The 8,420-nt window shown below is 37.3% G+C and carries 6 protein-coding genes; all 6 read left to right on the top strand.

Annotated features, from left to right (window positions below; translation table 11 throughout):
- Positions 1 to 1,120, top strand: a 1,120-nt coding sequence (locus Q0L68_RS12495) for a PKD domain-containing protein (protein WP_296703620.1), incomplete at its 5' end; no start/stop codon positions are given.
- Between the two features lie 5 nt (positions 1,121 to 1,125).
- Positions 1,126 to 2,646: a contractile injection system tape measure protein gene (locus Q0L68_RS12490; RefSeq protein WP_296703617.1), complete on the top strand. Its 1,521-nt coding sequence runs from the start codon at positions 1,126 to 1,128 to the stop codon at positions 2,644 to 2,646.
- Between the two features lie 8 nt (positions 2,647 to 2,654).
- Positions 2,655 to 3,839, top strand: a complete 1,185-nt coding sequence (locus Q0L68_RS12485; protein ID WP_296703614.1) for a DUF4157 domain-containing protein — start codon at positions 2,655 to 2,657, stop codon at positions 3,837 to 3,839.
- A gap of 6 nt (positions 3,840 to 3,845) precedes the next feature.
- Complete coding sequence (locus Q0L68_RS12480; protein ID WP_296703611.1) at positions 3,846 to 5,150, top strand: ATP-binding protein; 1,305 nt, start codon at positions 3,846 to 3,848, stop codon at positions 5,148 to 5,150.
- Between the two features lie 18 nt (positions 5,151 to 5,168).
- On the top strand, positions 5,169 to 7,001 hold the full coding sequence (locus Q0L68_RS12475; RefSeq protein ID WP_296703608.1) for a DUF4157 domain-containing protein: 1,833 nt from the start codon (positions 5,169 to 5,171) through the stop codon (positions 6,999 to 7,001).
- Between the two features lie 31 nt (positions 7,002 to 7,032).
- Positions 7,033 to 8,420, top strand: a 1,388-nt coding sequence (locus Q0L68_RS12470) for a DUF4157 domain-containing protein (protein WP_296703605.1), incomplete at its 3' end; no start/stop codon positions are given.

The raw sequence follows: 8,420 nt of genomic DNA, 5'->3' as shown, positions 1-8,420 counted from the left end.
TTCTGCAACTTTGGATGGTTCGGCTTCCAAAGATGAAGATGGTACTATTACTGCTTTCGCCTGGAGTCAGACCAGCGGTCCTCAGGTTACCTTAAAATCTCCAAACAAGGCAAAAACAGCGGTGGAAATACTGGCCGCTGGCACCTATGTCTTTGAATTGAAAGTTACAGATGATCAGGGATCTTCCAGCCAAGATCAAGTTAAGATTACGGTCAATGCTCCTGAAAACAATCCTCCAAGAGCAGAAGCAGGGGCTGATATTTCTATAACCATTCCTAATCCCAATAGTCCTGGATCGGTTACTTTGGATGGAAGCAATTCTGTTGATCCGGAAAACGGTACCTTAAGTTTCAGATGGAGTTTTGAAGGAGGACCATCTACTCCATCTATTCTTAAACCAGACCAGGCTAAAACAACTGTTTCTGGATTACTGGAAGGAGAATACAAATTTGCTCTAAACGTGAAGGATAGTGCAGGAAGCAGCAGCAGTGATTCCGTTAGTGTAAAAGTTGGAATATTGCCGATTGAAGATGTTACCAGAACGAAAGTTTGTGGACCTCTGCCAGAGATTCTAGCAGCCTTTGGGACTTTCGACAAAACTGAGCCTACGGTAAATTTTAGAAAATTCATAGAAACATTTGGTTCCTATAATGAAGTGAAAGAATTCTTCACCTCCATGAAAACCATTTCTACTTCTAATTTGACTAAACAAACAGACTTCTTTTCCTCAGCTTTCGGAACCGAAGGATTGATTTCAAAATTGAGAGATTGGCTTGAAGGGCTTCAAAATATAATTCTTGAATTCAAAGAATTTAGAGGGTTTGCTTTCCAGCTTTATCAAATTATAAGTTCACTGATTTCATACATAGTCTGTATACAAAAAGAGGATTACGACGTGGCCAAAATCCCAATGGAAAAAGTTTTTGATTTCATTGAGGCTCATTCTAAAAATTGGGCTGAATTACGGGCCAGTGGAGAATTTGGGAGAATTGAAGTACAGGCCATTGCCAATATAGAATCTGTATTTACCAAAGCATCAACTCAAACAAGCGAAAATGGTGAGGCTACAGCCAAACCCAAATACTTAAGAAGGATAAAAACTATACAAGGGATACTTTAATGTAAATGAGCCTTTCCAATAATCATAAAATCCATACAACTTCCCTCGAAGTACAGTTTGAGGGCATTGAGGAAGGATTGGGCTTACAGGATAGGCTTGCTCTCGTATTTCATGAAAAAGTAATGCCTGCATTGGAAAAGGAATTTGATGCACAAGTAAATCCAGATTCCACATTGGTTTTGGATTCCTTGATTATAGACTGTGGTTTTTTAACCAGTGAGAATTGGGAAGAATTATTACTACAGAATATTCTGGAGCAAGTTCGAAAGGAATTAGCTTCCAATCTTTCAAATAAGTCCAGATTCTATTCAAAAGAAAACAAAGCGAATGAAGTGTTTTTCTTTTTTATGGATAAAGGATATTTCCCCTGGAACAGCCCATTTTCTTTTCCAAATGAGTTAGAAAAAGCCCTCGAAATAGATCGAATATTCTTTGAAAAGCTGGCAAAAGCCATTCAAAAAACTTCCTTGGTAATCGACAGATTATTCAAATCCTTTTCCCAGAAGTTCATTTCAAAAATTTATGAATCCCTGGGGGAAGTTCTAAATCCAAAAGTCTTTGCAGTTTACAAATACCTCCAAAAACACGGAAATGAAAAAATACAAAAGGAATTACTTTTTGTATTCTTGACTTTTACACTCAAAAAGAAGTCTCTCTCCAATCTTGACCTCATTAAGTCCCTCATTTTCAACTCGAAAAAAGAAGGTATTCTAATTCTTAAAGACTTTTTTCGGAATGAATTAATAAATGATAAAGACTTTAAAGAGTCATTTTTAAGCATATTTTCTGAATTGCAAAATCCAGAGAAAATCCTTCTTATCGACTATTTACTGAAAGGCTTACATGAAAGCTATCCGGATTTGCTAAAAACAATCGGTATATCAATATCAAAAATTAAAAGCATCGAGGCTTTAAAAAAATTGCCAAAAAGCACTAAGAGGAGGCTTAAGTATTCAGAAAACACCAGTGACATTTCCCAAAAACCGGAAAGCCGACCTATTAATGAACAAACCACTAACATAGAAGAGGATATATTTATTGAAAATGCTGGGCTCATTCTTTTGCATCCCTTTATAGCTGGCTTATTCACCAATCTTGAGTTGGTAAAAAACCAAAAATTTGAAAATCCCTCAAAACAACATTTAGCTGCGAAAATCCTTCAGTTTTTGATTTATGGAGAAAATGAATTATCGGAAAATTATTTCGTCCTGAATAAACTATTGTGTGGGATGGATTTATATGAGGTTTTACCATTGACGCAAGAAATAGATTTAAAATCTCAAAAAGAATGTGAAAACCTACTCCAAATTGTGATTGGTCACTGGGCAATTTTAAAGAATACCAGCGTAGAAGGATTGAGAGAGACATTCTTACAAAGGTCAGGTAAACTTAGCCGAGTGGATAAGGGATGGAAACTGACTGTAGAAAGAAAAACAGTAGATATCCTTTTGGACAAACTGCCTTGGGGGATTGGGCTTATTAAACTTCCCTGGATGAATGAAATGATGTATGTGGACTGGAATTAATAGAAATCATGGCTTTAAAGAATTCATATGGAAAATTAAAAAAGGAAAAAGCTCCAATCAAGGGAACCTTTTTTCAGGCAAAGTTAGCGGTAAATCATCCGGGAGACAGGTACGAGCAGGAAGCAGATTCGGTGGCGGAGAAGGTGGTAAACGATATTAATTCCGATAGCACAACTCCTATCATGAGTTCTCCCAACATCCAGAAAAAGTGTGCTGAATGTGAAGAAGAAAATATACAAATGAAAGGGAGTTCCTCCGGCGGGTTTGCCAATCAGGAAATTGAAAGTGGGATCAAGTCTGAAGCAGGTACTGGTAAAACATTGAATTCCGAAACCAGAAACCTGATGGAATCCCGTTTTGGGGCTGACTTTGGGAATATTAAAATCCATGATGGAAGCAATTCTCATCAGTTAAACAGAAAATTGAATGCAAGGGCCTTTACCCATCAAGACGATATCTTCTTTAATTCCGGAGAATATAACCCTAGTACCCAAAAAGGCAAAAAACTTCTTGCTCATGAGCTGACCCATGTAATTCAGCAAAGCACTTCTCCAATCAATAAAATCCAGCGGGATGATGATGAGGCGAGTATCCCTAGTCCTGAAGAAGAAGAAAGTGAATTTGAATTTAACTACGAACTATTACCTCCTTCCCTCCAATTTTCCTTGGGTCAATGGATGCTTGAAGCCAATACCAGCAGAGTCGCACTCCAATTTACTCAAGGTCTGATGCAAACAAGATTTGGATACAATTATGGAGGAAATTTAACATTGGGAACAAGTTCGCCTTCAGGAAGTGCCGAAATTGGATTCAACCCACATTCACCTGCCATGTCGTTTGGCCTAACTCAAGACAGGTTTAGGTTTGGAGCCAACGCAGACTTTACCACAGGAGGTTTCGGATTAAATTTAGGTTATGGGTCTAGGCTTTTGCCAATGCCTTTTGATTTGGCAGGTCCAGTCAATAGTGGTTGGGCTGGTGCCAGTGGTATTTTAGGAGATATTGGGAGCATGCAGGATCCTATTAGTTTTTATCAATCCCATGGAGATAATATCGACCAAATAATGGGTGCTGTTAAAGCACTTCAACCTCTTGCAGATGAAGAGAATCAGGGTTTTGGAGCTGGATTAAGATTCAGCTATAATCCTCAGACTGGAGTATTGATTCATGCGGGTGTTCAATGGATGTTTTAAGAACTTATGGGAATAGAAATTCAACAAGTAGTATTTTTTCTTCATACAATTACTTTGAGAAGACTTGAAAGTTATTTTGAAGGGAAGGAATTTTCATTTCCAGATTTTAAACTTTCAGAAAACCTTCCTATATCTAATTTTATAAAACATTATAATTTAAGTAAAGCAGAAGTAGTGCTATTTGCCTCAGCTTTAGTTCCTCATTTGATCCCTGGTTTTTTTGATAGAATTATCGAAAAATTTCTACCCAATGGAGGAGATTTTCCGGAATTCGGAGGAGTAAAGCAGGATCAGCATAGAGGAATGATTCCCACTGGAGAGACTGTCCTATTTATTTTGGGAGGTATAGAAATACAGCAGCGGTTGAATTTTATTTCACTTTTTGACGAAAACAATCCCTTATTCAAACACAAAATTTTATCCTTGACTGCGGCCAAATCGGGTGATCCAAAACTCTCGGGAAAATTACAACTAGACCCTGAATATGTAGAAGTTTTTACAACTGGGAAAATTAGCCTTCCAAGCCTAAGTATCAATTTTCCTGCAGAACATTTACAAACTGAAATGACCTGGGATGATTTAGTACTGCCAGATCAAGTTTGGAATCAAATCAAAGACATTCAAGTTTGGCTAAAGCATAAAGAAACACTGTTATCAGAATTTGATCTGGGAAGAAAAATCAAACCGGGTTACAAGGCACTATTTTATGGCCCTCCGGGAACAGGAAAAACTTTGACAGCAACGCTTTTGGGGAAATACACCCAAAAAAATGTATTCAGGATAGACCTTTCCATGATTGTATCCAAATACATCGGTGAAACAGAAAAAAACCTTTCCTCCTTATTTGATAAAGCAGAACACAAGGACTGGATCCTCTTTTTTGACGAGGCAGATGCTATTTTCGGTAAAAGGACGGGCGTAAGGGATGCACATGACAAGTATGCCAATCAAGAAGTTTCTTACCTTCTACAAAGGATTGAAAGTTATAATGGTCTGGTGATCATGGCATCTAATTTTAAAAACAATATCGATACAGCATTTATTCGAAGGTTCAATTCCATTGTTTATTTCCCTGCTCCAAAAGCAGAGGAACGATTGATGATTTGGGAAAAGACAATTCCAAAGCAATTCACTTTGGAAGATGAAAAATTGCTGAAAGAACTTGCAGAACGATATGAATTGACGGGATCTCATATCCTAAATATTATCCAATACATCTCCTTGTCTTCCTTGGAAAATAAGGATTATACAGTTTCCCGTGAGATGATGATCAAAAGCATCAAAAGAGAAATGGAAAAAGAAGGAAAATGATCAGATAATCCTTATTCTATGAAAGAGCCTCAAAAATGGAAAAATTCAAACTCCTCTTCTTTAGGAAGACTGAATATCTCATTTTTCTCTCCTCCACGAGTACAGCCTAAACTTGAGGTCAATAAACCAGATGACCTTTATGAACAAGAAGCAGAGGCTGTTTCCAATCTAGTCGTTTCTCAGCATAACATCAATAATTCCATTTCCCGAAATGAGAATTTATCCCTAATTCAGACTAAGCAAAACGAGACTATAAGTAGGCAGAATCGCAACGTACCTTCCTCTGTAATAAATACCATTGGCAACGCAGGAAAACCATTAGAAAATGGAGTAAAAGAATCTATGGAAAGCTCATTTAGTCAAGATTTTAGCAAAGTGAGAATTCACAGTGATGGCCCAGCAAATAAAAGTGCTGAAGAAATAAATGCTAAAGCATACACTTTTAAAAACGACATCGTATTTGGAGACAATCAATACAATCCGCAATCATTTAATGGCAAAAAGCTTTTAGCCCATGAATTAACTCATGTAGCTCAACAAACAAATCAAATTCAAAGGGATCCAGATGAAGATGCGGAAAAGGCAGAAAAGGAAAAAATCGAGAAACTAAAGTCCTCTATAAAAGCTGCTTTTTCTTTAAAATCGGTAGATGATGGATCTTCTAATTGGACTTCGGAAGAATTAAGGATTACCAAAGAAGGAATGGAAATGATTCCAAAAGATGACATTCCTGCGCTTAAGGATGTCGTTCTAAAAAGGGTTAATACCTTAGGTGGAAAAACAGCTGGTCAATTTGGCTCCGAACAATCGGTAAATGACACCACGGTAACCAACGAGTATTTACTTGAAATTTCAGATTTGAATTTTAGTAAAGGCTCTTCTGAAGCTGAACAAAAAAGATTAGTTCAACACGAAATTGGGCATGCTATTGCCTCTCTTCCCAGCAGAAAAGCTACTCTGGCTGCAAATGAAGCTTTGGCGAAATTCAATGAAAAGACAAATCAACAAAATGATAAAGCAGATCCATTCAACACCTCAAATGATGAATTCAATGACGCTGTAACAGATTACAATGATAAAGTGAATGAATACAACAAGGAATCTGATGCTACTATCAAAAAACAATTGAAATCTGATGTGGGTAACCTGAGAAAAATAGTAGATCAAAAGAGAAAGGAGCGATCAAAAAAAGAAAAGGAATTCAATACTGCGGAAAGTGCCACAAAAAAGGCCAAAACAACCTGGGAGAAAAAAGATAAAGAAGCCAAAAAACTTATAATTAGTCAATCTGACCTTGATAAAATCAATAAAAATGCAACTTCAGCCAAGACGGATCATGATAAGACACTAACTAGTACAAAAGCAAAAATCATGACCGATCTAAACGAAGCTAAACAATATGCTACTTCTGTGGAGTCTCTCAGCAATGAAATCGAAACATTTTACACAGAAACCAAGGGTCGTGATAAATCAGAAAGTAAAGTTGAGAGCTTGATTGAAGGGGTTAATAAATCAATCACTACAAGAAGTCAGGCGTTTGAATCTCTTTCCAAAAAAGACGGAAAACATGCCTTATTGACAATTTTACCATCTTTTGAAAAGTATCAGGACGCGTTCTTTTATGCGGCAAAAGCCAATGCTTTAGCGCATGAAAGATCTGCTCGGGTCCAGAAATTTGTGGAGTTTGTAGAAAAAAATAATATCCCTCCAATTTCTGATTATGCCAAAGAAAACTGGCCTCATAAACCAGAAGAGTTTTATGCGGAAGCCTATTCCTTTTGGGTATCAAAAAAACTGACGAGTATTTCCCCAGAACTTCAAAAATGGTTTGATGGAAAGAAATACAAGTAAATCTTCCATCCTAAAATAAATTCTATCATAAATGGAAACCCAACAGGAAATAAAAAAGTCGAATACCTCGTCCAATGGACAGAAGCGGAGTTCTTTTTTTGCTCCTTTACCAGTGCAGGCAAAATTAACAGTCAATGCGCCAGGGGATAAATATGAAAAAGAAGCAGATCAGGTTGCAGAAAAGGTGGTTAGCAGTCTTTCTACATATCCCTCAAATGTCACCCAAAACGATTTCTTCAATCCAAATTTAAATACAAATCCTTCAAGCATTTTTAAATACAATACTTCAAAAAGCAATACCCAAATCCAAGCCAAATGTGCTGAATGCGAAGCAGAAGAAAAAAATGAACAAGAGGAAAACATTCAAAGAAAGCCAATCTCAGATATTTCAGTACTGACCCAAAGAGGAAATAAAAATAAACTGGATTTTATTCAGACAAAGAAAAATAATGACTCACAAGCAGCTGTATCTAGTACTATTTCTAGTCACTTAAATAATCCTTCAAATCAAGGAAACCCTATTCCTAAAACTACCCAAACTGAAATGGAACATGGTTTTGGGATTGATTTTAGTCAGGTCAGAATACATACGGATTCTACCGCACAAAGCATGAGTAACAACCTGGGAGCTCAAGCTTTCACCTATGGTTCTAATATTTATTTCAATTCTGGAAAATTCGAAACTCATAGTCAAAAGGGAAAAAAATTACTAGCTCATGAATTAACCCATGTAGTTCAGCAACGTAGTTTGAGTGATTTCAAAATTCAAAGAGCGATTGGTGATGGACATGATTTAAGTTCTCCTAGGTTTGCCAGAGACACTGAACTGGAAGAGGTATTTGATGGAAATAAAGTCTTAGAAAGGGGAGAAAGAGGAGGTCATGTGAATAAAATTCAGCATGCGATTCAAGATAAGGGCCATTTTCTAATCCGTTTTGGTATAGATGGGATTTATGAGGGCGAAACAGAGCAAGGGGTTAGTGCTTACCAACGGGATAAAGGAATCACTACTGATCCTAGAGGAAAAGTTGGAACAGGAACTATGTCAGCTTTGGATACTGATTTTCCAGCGGTAGTGGACAATCCAAGTACGCTTTCCCAAAACCCCGCAGATGTAGCATGTATTCAAGAAATACTTTGCCCCTGGAATGAAGCAATCATCGACGATTTTAGAACAGGATCAAGAGTAGTGATTTTAGTAGATGATTTATTTTGGGCAGATGAAATTTTCCAGGGAGGATCTTGGCAAGCTCATCCAATGCAAGGCGCAGGAGAAACCTCTGGAAATACTATCAGACTAAATGTTTCTGATGATTGTGAAACCGTGGCTCAAACTCTGTATCATGAATACCAACATGCGCGCTCACCACGAAGACTTCGGTCTGAAGCTTGGGCGGATGAAGAGGATTATGCATACTC

The sequence above is a fragment of the Algoriphagus sp. genome, from assembly GCF_024642405.1.
Lineage (GTDB): Bacteria > Bacteroidota > Bacteroidia > Cytophagales > Cyclobacteriaceae > Algoriphagus.
The sequence above is the reverse complement of the archived record's forward strand: the minus strand, read 5'-3'. Positions and strand labels throughout refer to the sequence as shown.

Bases quoted from the DNA above. Each gene is read 5' to 3' on its own strand.
- Q0L68_RS12490 (WP_296703617.1), top strand. From the start codon at position 1,126: ATGAGCCTTTCCAATAATCATAAAATCCATACAACTTCCCTCGAAGTA.
- Q0L68_RS12485 (WP_296703614.1), top strand. From the start codon at position 2,655: ATGGCTTTAAAGAATTCATATGGAAAATTAAAAAAGGAAAAAGCTCCA.
- Q0L68_RS12480 (WP_296703611.1), top strand. From the start codon at position 3,846: ATGGGAATAGAAATTCAACAAGTAGTATTTTTTCTTCATACAATTACT.
- Q0L68_RS12475 (WP_296703608.1), top strand. From the start codon at position 5,169: ATGAAAGAGCCTCAAAAATGGAAAAATTCAAACTCCTCTTCTTTAGGA.